Raw genomic sequence first — 17,633 nt, 5'->3', positions numbered from 1 at the left:
CGTGCGGCAGGGGCGCGGGCGCGCGACGCGCTGGCTGTGGCTGGCGGCCATCGCCGCCTCCGTCCTGCTGCCCCTGGCATGGCTGCCCCGCGTGCTGGCGGCCATGCCGGCGGAACAGGCGCAGCTGAAGCTGGGCTGGTTCATGTTATCGAGCGGCATGCTGATTCTGCTGGCGCTGCGCAGCCTCTGGCTGCTGTCGCACCAGCGCCGCTGGCAAAAAGCCACCTTGCTGGGCATGCCCGTGTACCTGAGCGGCGGCATCGGCCCCTGCGTGGCGGGGCTGCTGCGGCCCCGCATCGTGATGCCCGTCTGGCTGCAACTGACTCCTCACGAGCAACAGGCGCTGCTGCTGGCGCACGCGCAATGCAGGCTGGCCGCGCGCGACCCGCAGTTGCTGGCCCTGGCGTACGCCTTGATTATTCTGATGCCGTGGAACCTGCCCCTGTGGTGGCAGCTGCACCGGCTGCGCTTTGCCATCGAGGTCGATTGCGACGCGCGCATGCTGGCGCACGGCCACGCGCTGCGCGACTATGCCACCGTCCTGCGCCGGCACGGCCAGTATTATTCGGGCTTGACGGGCGCCTCGCCCATCGTGGCGAGCGACCCGCTGGCGCTGCGGCGGCGCCGCCGCATCATGGCCAGATTTACCCGGGCGCAGGCGGCGAACTTGCTATAGTAGCGGCAGCGCCGCGCGGCGCGCCCGCGGCTCCCCCATCCGAAATCAGAGAGATACCATGCTTTACCTGCTTGCCATCGTGATCGTCATCGCCCTGCTGTACTACGTCTTCAGTGGCCGCACGCCCGCCAAACCGCTGCACAAGCCGCTCATGTCGGTGCGCCAGTACGTGCCGGCGATCCCGGCGGGCGCGCCCGCGCACCACTGGCGCGACGAGGGCCGCTTTGCGTCGGAAGTGGAAAACGAATCGATGTACCAACCCGCCATCGCCAGACTGGCGGGCGAGCATGGTCTCGGCAATGCGGAAGAAAAATGCCTGGCCCTGCTCGTCTGCGACGACGCCAACCCGTTCCAGGACAAGGCCATCGCCGTCTTCATCGATGGCCAGCTGGTGGGCTACCTGTCGCACAACGACGCGCTGCGCCTGCGCCGCAACCTGGGCCGCCAGGACCTGGTGGGTCAGCTGACCTCGTGCGACGCCGTCATCCGCGGCGGCGGCCTGTGGAATGGCAAGCGCCTGTCGTATGCCGTCTGGCTCGACTTGCAGCCCTACAACTGACAACGGCTAGGCCGCGCGGGCCAGCCTGACGGCGCGCGTGGCGATAAAGCTGGGCAGGTATTTTTCAATTTCAAAGCGCGGGTGGGGATGCATTTCCTCGTGGTAACCCGCCAGCACGAAACCCGCCGCCAGCTGGCCGCCGATCTGGCTGTCCAGTCCATGGCCGAAGACCAGCGCCTCCCCCTTGGCCATGCGCGCCGCCAGCGCCTCGGCCTCCATATCCTCCACATCCGAGTACGGCAGCACGAAACGGGGCCGTATCAAACCCTGCTGTGCCCATTGCGGATCGCGGTCGCCGATGAACACGGCCGGATTGAAGAAACTGCTCAGCAACACGCCGCCATCGGCCAGCACGCGCGCGCATTCGCGCCACACGGGACCGATATCGGGCACGTACTGGTTCGACACGGGATGCACGATGACATCGAAACTGGCGTCGGCAAAACAGGCCAGGTCGCGCATATCGCCCTGCACGGTGCGTAACTGCAAGCCGTCGCGCTCGGCCACCATGCGGTCTTGCGCCAGTTGCTGTTCAGACAGATCGAAGACGGTGACGTGGGCGCCGGCGGCAGCCAGCACGGGCGCCTGCTGCCCGCCGGCACCGGCCAGGCACAGGATGCGCTTGCCATGCACCGCGTCCAGCCAGCCGGCCGGCAGGGGGCCGGGCGTCAGGTGGATCTGCCACTGCCCGGCGCGCGCCGCGGCGACGGTGGCGCTGTCGACGGGCTGCGACCACGGACTGTTGCGTGCCGCCTGGGCATCCCAGGCTTGCTGATTATGCTGCAAGAAGTTGTGACTTGAAGGCATCGTCATCCTTTCAGAAAAAACAGGACGCGAATGTAGCATGCCGCCCGGCAAGACGTCGCACTTTGCAAAAAAACCACACAATTCTCAGTTGCAACTTCTTTTGCGGCAGGGCCGCTGCCATGGGGAACAGCAACGCTTGCCTGGCCTTGCCCGCCGCCCCGGGGCTTGCACGACAGGCAAAATAATTACAATTAAGATATTTGTTTCCGGAAATCTGGTAAGGTAATTCGCATCGATCACCCGCAACGGCGGCCGGCGGCGACGCCAGTGCCACGAGGCGCCACCTGTTTCCTACGATGATACCTGCCAGCTTCCAGCACCTGTTCCATATTCCCGCCGACCCGGCACTGCAGCACCACGGCCAGCATGCACCAGGCCTGGTGCTGCTGTCGCTGGTAATCGCCATTTTCACGTCGTGGATGGCCTTCCAGATGACGGCGTACAGCCGCGCGCAGGCCAGCATCAGCCGCCGCTTGCACTTGCTGTGCCTGCTGGCCGGCAGCCTGGCGCTGGGTTGCGGCGTGTGGGCCATGCATTTCATCGGCATGCTGGCGTTCGAGCTGGGCACCAGCGTCGCCTACGCGCCGGGCCTGACCTTGCTGTCCATCGTGCCCAGCGTGGCCGCCTCGTTCGTGGCCCTGGCCACCATCAGCCGGCGCGCCGTCACGGCGCCGCTGCTGCTCCGGAGCGGCCTGCTCGTGGGCCTGGGCATCGGCGCCATGCATTACACGGGCATGCACGCCATGCGCATGGGCCTGTCGCTGCGCTACGACCCGCTGCTGTTCGCCCTGTCGCTGTGCGTTGCCGTGGCGCTGGCCACCGTGGCCCTGTGGGTACGCTTCGGCCTGCGCGGCTGGAGCGGCAGCCTGTCTGCCTCGCGGCGCACCTTGATCAGCGCTGGCGTCATGGGGTGTGCAATTGCTGGGATGCATTACATGGGCATGCAGGCCGCCCGCTTCGTGGGGACGATTCCCCCAGGCAATGATGCCGATGCCAACCGGCCCATGCTGGTGATCAGCGTGACCCTGCTCACCATCGCCCTGACGATCCTCGTCGCCTCGGCCGTGGGCATCCTGCGCTACCGCGAACTGTTTCGCCACCTGAACCAGAGCGAGAACTGGACCCGCTCGCTGCTGACAAGCACGGTCGACGGCGTCATCACCATCGACCGGCACGGCAGCATCGTCGATTTCAACGGCGCCGCCGAGCGCATCCTGGGCTGGCGGCAGGCGGAAATCGTGGGCCGCCATGTCAGCCTGCTGGTCAGCGACGTGCGCCAGTCGGAACAGCACGGCCTGCTGCACCACCTGCGCACGGGCGAAGGCGAGGCTTCCCACACCAGCGAGGAAATCGTCTACGTGCGCAAGGATGGCGTGCCGGTCGCCGTGCAGCGCTCGATGGCCAGCGCGCGCCTGGCCGACCAGGATTTATATGTGCTGTTCATTACGGACATCAGCGAACGGCGCGCCATGCTGGCCGCCCTGCGCGAAAGCGAGCAGCAGCTGCGCTCGCTGATCGGCAATCTGCCCGGCATCGCGTTTCGCTGCACCACGGCAGAAAACCAGCCCATGCTGTTCATCAGCGATGGCGTGGAAGCGGTCACCGGCTATCCGCCCGCCGACTTTCTGGGCGCCGCGCCGCGCCGCACCATCACGGGCCTGATCGCCAGCGAAGAGCGCGCCTACGTCATCGAGGTCTTCAACCGCAGCGTTGCCAGCGGCGAGCCCTACCTGCTCGAATACCGGCTGCTGCGTGCCGATGGCACGGCGCGCTGGCTGTGGGAGCGGGGCACCGTGGTGCACGACGCGGCGGGCGCCGTGCGCTGGGTCGACGGCGTCATCCTCGACATCAGCGAACGGCGGCAAATGGAGGAAGACTTGCGCATGGCCAAGGAAAAAGCGGAGCTGGCGGCCGCCACGCGCGCCAGCTTTGTCGCCAACATGAGCCATGAAATCCGCACGCCGATGAATTCCATCCTCGGCTTCACGGACGTGCTGCTCGACTCGCCGCTGCTGCCGGAACAGCGGCGCCACCTCGATACCGTGCGCCAGTCGGGCCGCTCGCTGCTGCGCCTGCTCAACGAAGTGCTCGATACGGCCAAGCTGGACAAGGGCGCCATGGTGCTGGAGTTGCGCGACTACAGCCTGCTGGCGCTGGTCGACGAACTGGCGTCCACGTATGGCATCGCTGCGCGCGCCAAGGGCTTGCGCATGGAAGTGCAGTACGACCCGCAACTGCCGGCCATGCTGCATGGCGACGAATTGCGCATGCGGCAAGTGCTGGGCAACCTGCTCGACAACGCCATCAAATTCACGGCCAGCGGCGCCGTCAGCCTGGCCGCCCGCCTGCAGGACGGCCAGCTGCACCTGCTGGTGCAGGACAGCGGCATCGGCATCGCCGCGGAACGGCGCGACGCCATCTTCGAGCCGTTCGTGCAGGCCGATGCCTCGACCACGCGGCGCTTTGGCGGCACGGGCCTGGGCACCACCATCAGCAAGCAGCTGGTGACCTTGATGCAGGGGCGCATCTGGGCCGATGCCGTGCTGCCGCATGGCACCCTGTTCCAGGTGATGCTGCCCCTGTTGCCGGCACGCCAGGCAGCGCTGCCCGCCAGCGAACGCCGCAGCGTGCGCCTGCCGCCCCTGCGCGTGCTGGCCGCCGACGACGTGCCGCAGAATCTGGAACTGCTGTGCTTACTGTTGGGCAAGCGCGGCCATACGGTGGCCACGGCCAGCGATGGCGAGGAAGCCCTGCTGCTGGCGCAGCACGGCGATTTCGACTTGCTGCTGCTGGACTTGCAAATGCCGCGCATGGATGGGCTAGCCGCCACGCTGGCCATCCGTGCCGCCGCCGTGCGCGATGGCCGTCCCCGCGTGCCCGTGATCGCCATGACGGCCAGCGTACTCGATGCGCACCGCAAGGCGGCGCTGACGGCCGGCATGGACGGCTTCGCCACCAAGCCCGTCGAGTGGCAAGCGCTGTCGCAGGAAATCGCCCGCGTGCTGGGCCTGTCGGCGGAAGCGACCGACGACGGCCACGAAGCGGCGCCGGCCGCTGGCGGACGGGTGCTGCACCATGCGGGCGCCCTGCAGCGCTGGGCCGGCAACGACAGCGCCTACCACGCGGCGCTGGCCCGTTTCGGCAGCGAGCATCCGCGCCTGCCGCCGGCCCTGCTGGCCGCCATCGAGGCCGGCGACCACGCGGCGCTCTTGCCACAGAGCCACAAACTGCGCGGCGTGGCGGCCAACCTCGGCCTCGAACAGCTGGCCGCCAGCCTGGCGGCGCTGGAACAGGCGTGCGCCAGCCCCGGCCCCGCCTCGCCGCAACAGCTGGGCGAGACCCTGGGCGCCCTGCTGACGCAATGGCCGGAAGCCCTGGCCGCCATCGCCCGGCTGGCGCCGCCTGTGGCGCACGCGGCAACGGCAAGCGCCATCGACGCGCCCGCCGCCCGGCTAGCGGCCAAGGCCCTGCTGCATGCCTTGCAGCACGGCGAACTCGATGACGTGGCGCAAGCGCAGTTGCAGCACGCCATGGGTGCGCAGGGGGCCGCGCTGGCGCCGCTGCGGCATGCCATCGACGACTTCGATTTCCCCCTGGCACAGTCGCTATTGCACGACTTGCTGCACACCTTGACACCGGAGCTCCCATGAATGCGCCACGCCACGCCAGGCCCGTCCTCCTCATCGTCGACGATGAAGCGGCCAATTTGCAATTGCTGCGCCAGATATTGCAGAACGACTACGCACTGCTGTTCGCCAAGGATGGCGCGCGGGCGCTGGAACTGGCGCGGCAGGAACGCCCCGCCCTGATCCTGCTCGACGTGATGATGCCGGGCATGAGCGGCCACGACGCCTGCCGCCAGCTGAAAGCGGAACCGCTGACGGCCGCCATTCCCGTCATTTTCGTCACGGCCCTGAACGACATGCGCGACGAACTGAGCGGTTTTGAGGCGGGCGCCGTCGACTACATCACCAAGCCGCTCAGCCCCGCCATCGTGCGCGCCCGCGTGCGCACGCACCTGTCGCTGGTGCGCATCGATGAATTGAAGGAAACGCGGCTGCAGATCGTCCAGCGTCTGGGCCTGGCGGCCGAGTACAAGGACAATGAAACGGGCTTGCACGTGATCCGCATGAGCCATTTCGCGCGCGTGCTGGGCGTGGCTGCCGGCCTGGACGAAGCGGCCGCGGACGACCTGCTGCACGCGGCGCCCATGCACGACGTGGGCAAGATCGGCATTCCCGACCGCATCCTGCAAAAGCCGGGCAAGCTCGACGCGGACGAATGGTCCGTCATGCAGACGCATGCGAGCATCGGCGCCGACATCATCGGCGAACATGCGGGCGGCGGCATGCTGGCGCTGGCGCGCGAGATCGCCCTGTCGCACCATGAAAAATGGGATGGCAGCGGCTATCCGCGCGGCCTGGCGGGCGAAGCGATCCCGCTGGCGGGCCGCATCGTTGCCGTGGCCGACGTGTTCGACGCGCTGACCTCGGTGCGCCCGTACAAGCGCGCCTGGCCGGTCACGGATGCCGTCGGCTATCTGCAGCAGCAAAAGGGCCTGCATTTCGACGGCGCACTGGTGGACCTGTTCGTGCAGCAGTTGCCGGCCATCGACGCCATCCGGCTGCGCTGGGCGGAGCAAGGGGAACACCACGCGCTGGCGTGAAGAGTGAACTCCCGCCACGGCCAGCGTTGTTGCGTCACACAAGCAAGTGCCGGACAGATGGCGCCGGCGCCGATGCAGACCACTGGGAGAGCAAGGAGTTCAATGCCATTATCGGTGGCTGGGGGCCAGACATTTTGATGCACATCAAACAGCTCGCAATTTCCTGGTCATGGCCTTGCAGATGGCTGCGGCCTGTGTTTTTTTGACCCACATCAAGCCCCGCAAAAGAAAATCCCCGCCCAGCACGGCAATGCTGGACTTGCCCATGTTGCCGTTCTAGCCTTGTTGCCATCCTGACTAGCGAGTGACGACATGGCCTACAAATCCATCCTGGTGCACGCCGACCTGTCGCGCCATGCGCCCCAGCGCATCGCCATCGCCGCGCGGCTGGCGCACGCACACCAGGCGCACCTGATCGGCGCGGCGATGACGGGCATGTCGCGCTTTTACCTGGAAAACAACCGCGGCATGCGCGGCGCGGCCGTGGCGGCGCAGATTTCGGCCCTGCACGGGCAGGCGGAACAGGCGCTCGACCAGTTTGAAACGCTGGCGCGCCAGGCCGGCGCCGTCTCGCTGGAACGGCGCCTGATCGAAGACGACGAAGACGGCGGCATGGCCGTCAGCGCCCGCTACAGCGACTTGACGGTGCTCAGCCAGCACGACGCCGGCGAAGCGCTGCCCGGCGCCATGAGCGACCTGGTGCCGTACGTGATGCTGAACGCGGCCCGTCCCGTGCTGATCGTGCCGCGCAGCGGCCAATTCGCGCAAGTGGACAACACCGTGGTGGTGGCCTGGGATGGCAGCATGGAAGCGACGCGCGCCATCGGCCACGCGCTGCCCCTGCTGCGCGCAGCGCGCCTGGTGGTGCTGGCCCTGCTGCACCCGCCCGCCGGCCATGCGCAGCCGGCCCGCCATCCGGGTGCCGACATCGCCGCCTACCTGAGCCGCCATGGCGTGCCCGTCGAAGTGCGCCCCGCCGTTGCCCCGGGCGACATCGGCGCCGCGCTGCTGGCCATGGCCGCCGAAGTACATGCGGACTTGCTGGTGATGGGCGGCTACGGCCACGCGCGCTTCCGCGAAATTTTGCTGGGCGGCGTGACGGAAACGGTGCTGCGCCAGATGACCTTGCCCGTGCTGATGGCGCACTGACGCCAGGCGTGCTCCCTGTCGTTGCACAATGGGTATACTTGCCTGTTTATCCACATCAAGGCAATGTACATGAATCAACAACTCGCCAATTGGGGCAATGGCCTGGCGCCGTTCGGCGGCGAACTGCTGTGGAGCGCCCTGCCGTGGATGCTGCTGTGCAGTGCGGCCGGCTTCGTGCTGGCGGTCGGCATCTGCTACCAGCTGGCCAGGAAATGCCTGCTGGTGCGCCGTCCCCCCGCCTGGCATGTGGCAGCCAAGCTCAGCTATGTACTGATCCTGCTCGCGCTGCCGCTCCTCGGCGCAGGCCTGGGCGCCGTGCACAGCGTGCACCGCGTCGTCAACCAGGCACTCGAGCGCGACGTGCAGCCCGTGTTCGAGGCGCAGATGCCGGCGCTGCGCGTCTACCTGGAACAGCAGGTCAAGCTGATCGCCCCGGGCCAGCCCATCAGCGTGCGCAGCCTGCTCGAGCCCTTCGTGCAAGGCATGTATTACCGCCCCACGTCAGACAGTTACTGGGAACGCAGCAAAGCGCGCTGGATCAATGAATTCATTCTGCGCCGCGGTAGCGTGCTGCTGACGCAGGTGCTGCAGGAACAACTGATCACCAGGGTCGGCGTGCTTGGCGACGCGCTCAAGGGTGCCAACTTCCGTGGCCAGGCGACCAGCGAGCTGGCCGCGCTGGGCACCGACCTGGCCGTGCGCCTGACCACCGACGTGGCGCGCCATGCCGATTTCAGCAAACTCGACAAGTCGGTGCCGATGATTTTCATCGACGCCATCAAGCGGCAGGCCGGCGCCTATTTCAATTCGCTCAAGATCACGCTGGCCCTGTTCGCGCTGGCCGCGCTGCTGCTGGTATGGGGCGAGATCCTGCTGTATCGCCATTACTACCTGCGCCGCCATCCGCCCGCCGCGGCCCTGCCCGTGCCGCCCATGTAAAAAAAGCCGCGCCTCCTTGCGGATGGCGCGGCTTTCAGGCGGCAGCTAAACCCTTAGGCTTTGCGCTGTGCCACGGCGTCGACGACGCACAGGGCCGTCATGTTGACGATGCGGCGCACGGTGGCTGATGGCGTCAGGATGTGCACGGGCTTGGCGCAGCCCAGCAGGATCGGGCCCACGGCGATGCCGTTGCCGGCCGCCGTCTTGACCAGGTTGTAGGCGATGTTGGCGGACTCGATGTTCGGCATGACCAGCAGGTTGGCGTCGTGCTTGAGGTCCGAGTTCGGCATCAGCTTGTGGCGCAGCTTGCTGTCGAGGGCCGTATCGCCATGCATCTCGCCGTCGATTTCCAGGTCCGGCGCGCGTTCCTTGATGATGGCCAGCGCGGCGCGCATCTTTTGCGCCGAGGCGCTGTCGCTGGAACCGAAGTTCGAGTGCGACAGCAGGGCCGCGCGCGGCGACAGGCCGAAGCGGGTCATCTCTTCGGCGGCCATGATGGTGATCTCGGCCAGTTGGTCGGCGTCCGGGTTTTCGTTGACGTGCGTGTCGACCATCACCAGCTGGCGCTCCGGCATGATCAGCACGTTCATGGCGGCGTAGACATTGCTGCCGGCGCGCTTGCCCAGCACCTGGTCGATGTATTTCAGGTGCAGCTGGGTGGTGCCGAAGGTGCCGCAGATCATGCCGTCGGCGTCGCCCTTGTGGATCATCATGGAACCGATCAGGGTATGGCGGCGGCGCATTTCCAGCTTCGCGTATTCCTCGGTGACGCCCTTGCGGCTGGTCATGTCGTAATACGTATTCCAGTAATCGCGATAGCGCTCGTCGAAGTCCGGGTTGATGACGTCGAAGTCGACGCCCTGCTTCAGGCGCAGGCCGAACTTCTGGATGCGCGCTTCCAGCACGGGCGGACGGCCCACCAGGATAGGACGCGCCAGTTTTTCATCGACCACCACTTGCACGGCGCGCAGCACGCGCTCTTCTTCGCCTTCGGCGTAGACGATGCGTTTCAGGTCGGCCGGCGTGGACTTGGCCATCAGGAACAGCGGCTTCATGAAGGTGCCGCTGCGGTAGACGAATTGCTGCAGGCTGTCCGCGTACGCTTGCAAGTCCTTGATCGGACGCGTGGCCACGCCCGAATCCTCGGCTGCCTTGGCCACCGCTGGCGCGATCTTGATCAGGAGGCGCGGATCGAACGGCATCGGGATCAGGTATTCAGGGCCGAACGACAGGTTGCTGATGCCGTAGGTGGTAGCGACGATGTCCGACTGCTCGGCATGCGCCAGGTCGGCGATCGCGTGCACGACGGCGATTTCCATCTCGCGCGTGATGGTGGTGGCGCCGCAGTCGAGGGCGCCGCGGAAGATGTACGGGAAGCACAGCACGTTGTTGACCTGGTTCGGATAGTCCGAACGGCCTGTGGCGATGATGGCGTCGCTGCGCACGGCCTTGACTTCTTCCGGCAGGATTTCCGGATTCGGGTTGGCCAGCGCCAGGATCAATGGATTGGGCGCCATCTTGCGCACCATGTCCTGTTTCAGCACGCCGCCGGCGGACACGCCGAGGAAAATGTCGGCGTCCGGGATGATCTCGGCCAGGGTGCGCAACGGCGTGTCTTGCGCGAAGCGTTCCTTGTCCGGGTCCATCAGTTCCGTGCGGCCCTTGTAGACGACGCCGGCCAGGTCGGTGACGTAGATGTTTTTCAGCGGGAAGCCCAGGTCGACGATCAGGTCCAGGCAGGCCAGCGCCGCGGCGCCCGCGCCCGACACGACCAGCTTGCAATCCTCGATCTGCTTGCCGACGGCTTTCAGGCCGTTCAGGATGGCCGCGCCGACGATGATGGCCGTGCCATGCTGGTCGTCATGGAAGACGGGAATCTTCATGCGGTCGCGCAGCTGGCGCTCGATGTAGAAGCACTCGGGCGCCTTGATGTCTTCCAGGTTCACGCCGCCGAAGGTCGGTTCCAGCGAAGCGATGATGTCGACCAGCTTGTCGGGATCCGATTCGTTGATCTCGATGTCGAAGACGTCGATGCCGGCAAATTTCTTGAACAGCACGCCCTTGCCTTCCATCACCGGCTTGGCGGCCAGCGGGCCGATATTGCCCAGTCCCAGCACGGCCGTGCCGTTGGTGATGACGGCCACCAGGTTGCCGCGCGCCGTATATTTATAGGCATTGGCCGGATCGATGACGATTTCTTCGCACGGCGCCGCCACGCCTGGCGAGTAGGCCAGCGCCAGGTCGCGCTGGTTGGTCAGTTGTTTGGTGGGCGTCACGCTGATTTTGCCGGGGCGCGGGCACTCGTGATACTCGAGTGCGGCCAAGCGCAATTGTTGACGCAATTCTTCTTTTTTATCAGATGACGAATCCATGCTGTGCTGCCTTCCTGTTTGGTCGATCGGGTGTTCCGGATTTTATCAGACCGATTCTTTCAATTAGCTAGGTATTTTCCGCTAGCCACAGTCTGATATCACGAAAACGCATAACCTAGCATTGTAAGGCCGTCCGGCAGCACAAACGTCCTGAGCAGGAAAAACTATCAAATTTTAGATTTCAATTAGTTTTTATGATGGAATATCGGAGGCGCGCCACAGCGGCAGCGCTGCGACGGCGCGCTCGATATCGCCCATGTCGTCCGCGCCCAGGGTGGTGTCGAACGGCGCGGACAGGATGCGGCGCATCTGCTCCTCGCCGGACAGCACGATGCGGCGGTTGGCGGGCAGCAGGGACGGCGGCGCGGCCCGGCTATTCAAAATTTTCATCGGTCAGGAAGGCATAGCCGTCATCGATCAGCATGCGCAGATAGGCGTCGAAGCTGTCGGCGATGACCAGGTAGCTATCGGGATCGTGCAGGAAGCGCACCACCTGCCCTACCGTGCCCGACGCCACGGGCGTGAAATCGATATACAGCCGCGACGAGCCGCCATTGTTCATGCAGTGCGAAAAACACAGGCGCTGGCCCTGCTGGATGCCGGCGTCGATGCGGGCGTCGACGATGCCGGGATCGTCGTCCAGGTAATGGCCGTAGATGTCGGCGATGCTGCGCTGGTTCGCCTGTCCATCCTGGAGGATCTGCTCGACGGAACTCAGGTAATACGGATACTCGAACACGTCCGAGCCCAGCATGTACACCAGCACCATGCCGCCCGCATACTCCTGATAATAGGTGCCGTTGTACTGGCCCAGCAAGCACAGCAGGCTGTCCGGGCACAGCGGATACGTCTGGCGCAGGCTGGCCAGTTGCGCCGCGCTGGCGCCGCTGGCCAGCGCCAGCTCCGCCAGCGGCTCGGGCGGCATGGCCTGGCGCAATCCTGCCAAATAATGGTCGACGATGTTCATGGTCGAAATATAGCAGCTGCCGGCCCCCGGCAGGCGCACGCTAATCGAATTGGGTCAGCCGCGCACCGGGCGCGAAGCGCACGGCGATCAGCAGCAGGAGCACGACGCCGCCGGCCATCACCATCCACGCCTGGGCCAGGCTGGACGAATGCTGGCGGATCAGGCCGGCAATGAAGGGCATGCTGCTGGCGATGATGTAGCCGCCGCCCTGCACGAATCCCAGCAGGGCGCCGGCGCCGGCCGGGTCCGCCACATGGTCCATGCTGACGATCAGCGACAGGGGGAACAGCGCACCGATGCCGCAGCCCAGTAATATCACGGCGGGCAGCGCCAGTTGCGCAGGCGCCACGATCAGGCAAGCCAGGCCGGCCAGCACGGCCAGCAAGACGGACAGCAGCAGGATGCGGCGGTCGGGAAAGCGGTGGATGACGCTGGAGACCGCCAAGCCCGCCAGCACTTCCATCAGGGTCAGGGCGCCCAACAGCAAGCCGCTGTGGGCCGCGCTCCAGCCCAGTTCCGTATAAAACGGCGGCAGCCAGGCCAGCACCAGGGTGTAGGCGCCCGTGCCGATGCCGAAAAACACCATCAGCAGCCAGGCGCGGGGGCTGCCCACGGGCAGGCTGGCGCCCGCGCCATTGCCTGCCTCCACGCGCGCGGCCGATGCGCGGCGCCACAGCAGCGCGGCGGCCACGGCGGGCAAGGCCCACAGCGCCAGCAGCGCCTGCCAACCCAGCGATTGCGCCAGCGGCGAGGCGGACGCAGCGGCAATGGCTGCGCCGCCCATGATGCCCGTCGTATAGAAACCCATCAATTGCCCGGCCCGTTCGGGAAAATGGCGCTTGATGAAGGCCGGCAGCAAGGCTTGCACCAGCGCGATGCCCAGGCCGCCCAGGGCTGCCGTGGCGATCAGGCCGCCGCTGCCGTGCAGGGGCCAGCGCAGGGCGCAGGCAGCCGCGATGATGGCGATGCCGATGCCGATGCCGCGCGCCACGCCCAGGCGGCGCTGCAGCTGCGCGCCAGCCAGCGCGCACACGCCCATGGCGAACACGGGCACGGTGGTCAGCAAGCCCGCGTCGGCATTGCTGAGGCCCGTGCCGGCCTGGATGCTGTCGAGCAGGGGGCCGATGGCGGCCAGGATGGGGCGCAGGTTCAGGCCCAACAGGATGATGGCGGCCACCAGCAGGGCGGACGAGGGAAACGGGGAAGCGACGGAGCGTTCGGATGGCATGGGAGAGTAGTCCTTGCCTCGCTGGGAGGCACATGGTTTAATGCGTCATATAAAATAACTCGATGAAAAGTATCTTAACATAAAGATAGAAATGTATCTTGATGTCGAGATAAATGGATAGTGCCATGACAGATACCCCGCAAGAACACACGCGCGCGCAATTTGCCGCCGCTCAATGGCAGCGCGAACTGCCGCAGATGGATACCCGCGCCATGCAGCTGGTGGGCCAGCTGGGCACGGTGGCGCAGCTGATGGCGCGCGACTGGCTCAACCCCCTGTTCGCCGAACACGGCTTGCAACCGGGCGAATTCGACGTGCTGGCCACCTTGCGCCGCTCGGGCGCGCCCTACAGCCTGACGCCGACGGCCCTGTACGAGGCGGCCATGCTGTCCTCGGGCGGCATGACCAACCGCATCGACCGGCTGGAAGCGGCAGGCCTGATCGAACGGCAGAAGCACCCGTCGGACCGGCGCGGCGTGCTGGTGGCCCTGACACAGAGGGGGTTGGAACTGATTGAACGGCTGGTGCTGCTGCATGTGGACAACGAGCGCGCCATGCTGTCGGCGCTCAGCGCGGACGAGCAGCGCCAGCTCGACCAGTTGCTGGCTAAGCTGCTGCAGGGCATGGCGCAGGCGAAGAAGGGCTAGGCGAGCACGCGTGCCAGTTCGCGCAGGGCAGCATGGCCGCGCCTTGCCTGGCGCTGCAATTCTTCCGGCGCACAGTGGCCGTACAGGGCCTGGACGTGGCCCTCGCTGGCTGCGCGCAGGTCGAGGTCGCCTGCGCCGGGATCGGGCAGTTGTCCCTCGACGAGGGTAAGGAAATAATGGCGGGCCGCGCCGCGCAGGTTGGTGGCGAACTGCAGCACCAGGCCGCTGTCGAACAGCAGCGCCCCGCTGTGGGCGTCACTTTCCAGCAGCAGCCGGAACGGCGGCAGGGGACGCCGCGCCGCCCGCAGGAAGCCTGCCAGGCGCACTTGATAGCCGAGCTCCAGCCCGTTCGCGTGCAAGCGGCCCTGCTGCAGATACACCTTGAACGAGGCCTGCACGGCGCGGCCGGCGCGGCGGAAGTCACGTTCGTCCTCATACAGGCACAGCTGGCCGCCGTCGCACAGTTCATCAAAGCCGCGCGCCAGCAGTTCCGGCTCCGTAAACGTGTCCAGGCCGACGGCCTGCGGGTCGCGCAGCCAGCCGTCGTCAAGATACGACTGCAGCACGGTGTGGATATCGTGTAGGGGCATAGAAAAGTGAACAAGGCTGGCAAAGACGGGCATTGTAGGCCAGCCTATAATAGTGGCGCCACACCCTTACTCAACCTGCAGACGAACCATGGCCCCACACGACGCGCTTTCCGAATTCGACCTGATCAAACAATACTTCGTGCGCCAGCGCCCCGGTCGCGCCACCCTGGGCATCGGCGACGATTGCGCGCTGCTCACGCCCGGCGCCGGCAAGCAGATCGCCATCTCGTCGGACATGCTGGTCGAGGACCGGCATTTCTTTGCCGGCGCCGATGCCCGCATGCTGGGCCACAAAAGCCTGGCCGTGAATCTGTCCGACCTGGCCGCCATGGGCGCGCGCCCGGTGGCATTTACCCTGGCCCTGGCGCTGCCGCAAGCGGAGCGCGCCTGGCTGGCCGGCTTTGCCGAAGGCCTGTTTGCGCTGGCCGACGCATTCAATTGCGAATTGATCGGCGGCGACACCACCAAGGGCCCGCTGAACATCTGCATCACCGTGTTTGGCGAGCTGGCGCCGGGCCAGGCCCTGCGCCGCAGCGCGGCCGTGGCGGGCGACGATATCTGGATCAGCGGCACCCTGGGCGATGCGCGCCTGGCGCTGGCCGGCTACCGCATGGAACAGGAACTGGCGGCCGCCGACCTGCTGGCGGCAGCGGCGCGCATGCACACGCCCACGCCGCGCGTGGCGCTGGGCTGCGCGCTGGCCGAGCAGGGCCTCGCGCATGCGGCCATCGACATCTCGGACGGCCTGGCGGGAGACCTGGGCCATATCTTGAAGGCGTCGCGGGTGGGTGCCACCCTCGACGTCGATGCCTTGCCGGCCGGCCCCGTGCTGGCGCGGCAAGCCACCGCCCTGCGCCGCCGCTACACGGCCGCCGGCGGCGACGACTATGAACTGTGCTTCACGGCGCCGACATCGTCGCGCGAGGCCATCGCCGCGCTGGCGGTCAGCTGCGGCACGCCGGCCACGCGCGTGGGCCGCATCGAGGCCGGCAGCGGCTTGCGCCTGGTCGATGCGGCAGGCTTGCCGCTGGACCTGCAGCTGTCGTCGTTCGACCACTTCAGCGACTGACTTTCCGCTGCCTTTCGCTAGCGCACCGTCACGCGCGCCAGCCCCGGCTGGTTCACCATCCAGTAGTGCTGGAAGGCCAGGCGGATGTTGTCGCGCAGCTGGGTGTCGTCCCACGGCTTCGTATAAAAACGGTAGATGGCGCCCCGGTTGATCGAGTCCAGCACCGCTTCGAGGCCCGTGTAGCCGGACAAAATGATGCGGATGGTTTCCGGGTACAGCTCCTTGACCTTGCTGAGGAATTCCGTGCCGCTCATGCTGGGCATGCGCTGGTCGCAGACGATGACGTGCACGCGGTGCAGGGCCAGCATCTCGAAGCCTTCGGCCGGCGTGCTGGCCGTGAGGATCTGGTAGCCCTCGGGGCGGAACAGGCGGTGCAGGGACGACAGCACGTTGACGTCGTCGTCGACGATGAGCAGGGTTTGCGCGGGCTGGGCGGCCGGGTCGTGGCCGGGCGGCAGGCCGGCGCCGGCGGCGATCATCTGCCCCAGTTCCAGCGCCGGCAGGGCACGGCTGAAATAAAAGCCCTGGATTTCATCGCAGCGGTTGCGCCGCAGGTATTCGAGCTGCGGACGCGACTCCACGCCCTCGGCCACCACGCTCAGTTTCAGGCTGTGCGCCATGCTGACGATGGCCAGCGCGATGGCCGCATCGTTCGGGTTGCTGGTGATGTTGCGCACGAAGGCGATGTCGATCTTGAGCTTGTCGATGGGGAAGCGCTGCAGGTAGGCCAGGCTCGAATAACCGGTGCCGAAATCGTCGATGGCCACCTTCACGCCGATCTTCTTCAATTTGCCCAGCACGACGATGGTGCGCTCGGCATTCGACATCAGCGCCGTTTCCGTCAATTCCAGCTCCAGCAGTTCCGGCGCCACGCCATGCTGCGCCAGCGCGCGCGTCACCGCGCCTTCCAGGTCGCCTTCGGCAAACTGGCGGCTCGACACGTTCACCGCCACGCGCACGGCCCCCACTTCGCTGTCGCGCCACTCGGCGATCTGGCGGCAGGCGGCCTGGATCACCCAGGCGCCCACGCGTACGATCAGGCCCGTGTCTTCCAGCACCGGCACGAATTCGGCCGGCGCCACCAGGCCGTAGCCGGGACGGCGCCAGCGCAGCAGCGCTTCCACGCCGCTGATGCGGCCCGTGCGCAAGTCCACCTTGGGCTGGTAATACAGGATGAATTGCTCGTGTTCGAGCGCATGGCGCAGCGCCAGTTCCAGGTCCAGGCGCGCCAGCACCTGCACGTTCATGCCGGCCGTGAAAAAGCGGTAGCCGTCGCGCCCTGCCTGCTTGGCGCCGCCCATGGCCGTATTCGCGTACTTGATCAGCGTTTCCGGGTCGGTGGCGTCGTCCGGATACATGGCGATGCCGATGCTGGCCGTCAGGGTGGCCGCGTGGCCGCGCAAGTCGAACGGCGCGCGCAAGGCTTCGCGCACCTGGTTGGCCACGGCCACGGCCTCCTGCTGGTTGCGGCTCATGGTCAGGATCAGCGCGAATTCGTCGTTGCCCAGACGACCCACCGTATCGCGCAGGCGCACGCATTCGACCAGGCGGTTGCTGAACTGGCGCAGCAACTCGTCGCCCAGCGCCGCGCCCAGGGTGTCATTGATGCTTTTAAAACGGTCCAGGGCGATGAACAGCACCACGATGCGCCAGCTTTTTTCCTGCGCCAGTTCAACGGCCTGGGCCAGCGTCTGGTAGAACAGGCTGCGGTTCGGCAGCCCCGTCAAGCCATCGTAATGGGCCAGGTGCTTGAGGCGTTCCTGCGCCTGGCGCCGTTCGCTGATGTCGCGCGCCACGGCGATCAGCAGCAGGCCGCCCGTGGCCGGCCCGCCCGCCACGGGCGCCTGCGCGTACCAGTGCCAGCCCAGTTCCACGGGCACCAGGCTCAGGTCGCGCCGCACCAGCTCGCACTCCGTCACTTCCGTGGCCAGGTGGGCGGGGCCGCCCGGCAGCGCGGCCAGCGG

Annotated in this window: 16 protein-coding genes; 8 read left to right on the top strand and 8 right to left on the bottom strand. The window is 66.6% G+C overall.

Annotated elements, in window-relative coordinates; translation table 11 throughout:
• Positions 1-676 (top strand): M56 family metallopeptidase (locus GCN75_RS28005; protein WP_226941617.1); only part of this gene is annotated, 676 nt, incomplete at its 5' end.
• A 58-nt stretch (positions 677-734) separates the two neighbouring features.
• Positions 735-1,235, top strand: coding sequence for a hypothetical protein (locus GCN75_RS28000; RefSeq protein WP_152285266.1), 501 nt, complete (start codon positions 735-737; stop codon positions 1,233-1,235).
• A gap of 6 nt (positions 1,236-1,241) precedes the next feature.
• On the opposite strand, the gene GCN75_RS27995 is transcribed toward GCN75_RS28000, so the two are convergent.
• Positions 1,242-2,042: a class I SAM-dependent methyltransferase gene (locus tag GCN75_RS27995; RefSeq protein WP_152285265.1), complete on the bottom strand. Its 801-nt coding sequence runs from the start codon at positions 2,040-2,042 to the stop codon at positions 1,242-1,244.
• Between the two features lie 296 nt (positions 2,043-2,338).
• Between GCN75_RS27995 and GCN75_RS27990 the strand changes: the two genes are divergently transcribed.
• A complete protein-coding gene (locus GCN75_RS27990; RefSeq protein WP_152285264.1) occupies positions 2,339-5,692 on the top strand; it encodes an MHYT domain-containing protein in 3,354 nt (1,117 codons plus the stop codon).
• Complete coding sequence (locus GCN75_RS27985) at positions 5,689-6,708, top strand: response regulator (RefSeq protein WP_152285263.1); 1,020 nt, start codon at positions 5,689-5,691, stop codon at positions 6,706-6,708. The genes GCN75_RS27990 and GCN75_RS27985 overlap by 4 nt, the downstream gene beginning before the upstream one ends.
• 144 nt (positions 6,709-6,852) lie before the next feature.
• Here GCN75_RS27985 and GCN75_RS29900 read toward each other — a convergent pair whose 3' ends face one another.
• On the bottom strand, positions 6,853-6,975 hold the full coding sequence (locus GCN75_RS29900) for a hypothetical protein (protein ID WP_264372570.1): 123 nt from the start codon (positions 6,973-6,975) through the stop codon (positions 6,853-6,855).
• Positions 6,976-7,020: 45 nt separating this feature from the next.
• Between GCN75_RS29900 and GCN75_RS27980 the strand changes: the two genes are divergently transcribed.
• On the top strand, positions 7,021-7,857 hold the full coding sequence (locus GCN75_RS27980) for a universal stress protein (RefSeq protein ID WP_152285262.1): 837 nt from the start codon (positions 7,021-7,023) through the stop codon (positions 7,855-7,857).
• Positions 7,858-7,926: 69 nt separating this feature from the next.
• Positions 7,927-8,796 carry a hypothetical protein gene (locus GCN75_RS27975; protein ID WP_152285261.1) on the top strand — a complete coding sequence of 290 codons (870 nt, stop codon included), beginning with the start codon at positions 7,927-7,929 and terminating at the stop codon, positions 8,794-8,796.
• A 53-nt stretch (positions 8,797-8,849) separates the two neighbouring features.
• Here GCN75_RS27975 and GCN75_RS27970 read toward each other — a convergent pair whose 3' ends face one another.
• From GCN75_RS27970 to GCN75_RS27955, 4 genes are all read right to left on the bottom strand, one after another.
• Positions 8,850-11,168, bottom strand: coding sequence for an NADP-dependent malic enzyme (locus tag GCN75_RS27970; protein WP_131373471.1), 2,319 nt, complete (start codon positions 11,166-11,168; stop codon positions 8,850-8,852).
• 192 nt (positions 11,169-11,360) lie between these two features.
• Positions 11,361-11,558, bottom strand: a complete 198-nt coding sequence (locus GCN75_RS27965) for a hypothetical protein (RefSeq protein WP_152285260.1) — start codon at positions 11,556-11,558, stop codon at positions 11,361-11,363.
• Positions 11,542-12,135 carry an SMI1/KNR4 family protein gene (locus GCN75_RS27960; RefSeq protein ID WP_152285259.1) on the bottom strand — a complete coding sequence of 198 codons (594 nt, stop codon included), beginning with the start codon at positions 12,133-12,135 and terminating at the stop codon, positions 11,542-11,544. Before GCN75_RS27960 ends, GCN75_RS27965 begins: the two co-directional genes overlap by 17 nt.
• Before the next feature lie 40 nt (positions 12,136-12,175).
• Positions 12,176-13,363: an MFS transporter gene (locus GCN75_RS27955; protein WP_152285258.1), complete on the bottom strand. Its 1,188-nt coding sequence runs from the start codon at positions 13,361-13,363 to the stop codon at positions 12,176-12,178.
• Positions 13,364-13,488: 125 nt separating this feature from the next.
• Between GCN75_RS27955 and GCN75_RS27950 the strand changes: the two genes are divergently transcribed.
• Positions 13,489-14,010 (top strand): MarR family winged helix-turn-helix transcriptional regulator, encoded by a 522-nt coding sequence (locus GCN75_RS27950; RefSeq protein ID WP_152285257.1) that lies wholly within the window; start codon positions 13,489-13,491, stop codon positions 14,008-14,010.
• Here the strand turns inward: GCN75_RS27950 and GCN75_RS27945 are convergent.
• A complete protein-coding gene (locus GCN75_RS27945; protein ID WP_152285256.1) occupies positions 14,007-14,600 on the bottom strand; it encodes a hypothetical protein in 594 nt (197 codons plus the stop codon). The two genes, GCN75_RS27950 and GCN75_RS27945, sit on opposite strands and share 4 nt — an antisense overlap.
• An 88-nt stretch (positions 14,601-14,688) precedes the next feature.
• Here GCN75_RS27945 and thiL point away from each other — a divergent pair, with 88 nt between their 5' ends.
• Complete coding sequence (gene thiL / locus GCN75_RS27940; RefSeq protein WP_152285255.1) at positions 14,689-15,669, top strand: thiamine-phosphate kinase; 981 nt, start codon at positions 14,689-14,691, stop codon at positions 15,667-15,669.
• A gap of 17 nt (positions 15,670-15,686) precedes the next feature.
• Here the strand turns inward: thiL and GCN75_RS27935 are convergent.
• A partial coding sequence (locus GCN75_RS27935; RefSeq protein WP_152285254.1) for an EAL domain-containing protein occupies positions 15,687-17,633 on the bottom strand: 1,947 nt, incomplete at its 5' end.

Origin of the sequence: Janthinobacterium violaceinigrum (assembly GCF_009208555.1) — a bacterium.
Lineage (GTDB): Bacteria > Pseudomonadota > Gammaproteobacteria > Burkholderiales > Burkholderiaceae_D > Janthinobacterium > Janthinobacterium violaceinigrum.
Note: the sequence above shows the minus strand (reverse complement) of the source record. Positions and strands in the feature narration are given on the sequence as shown.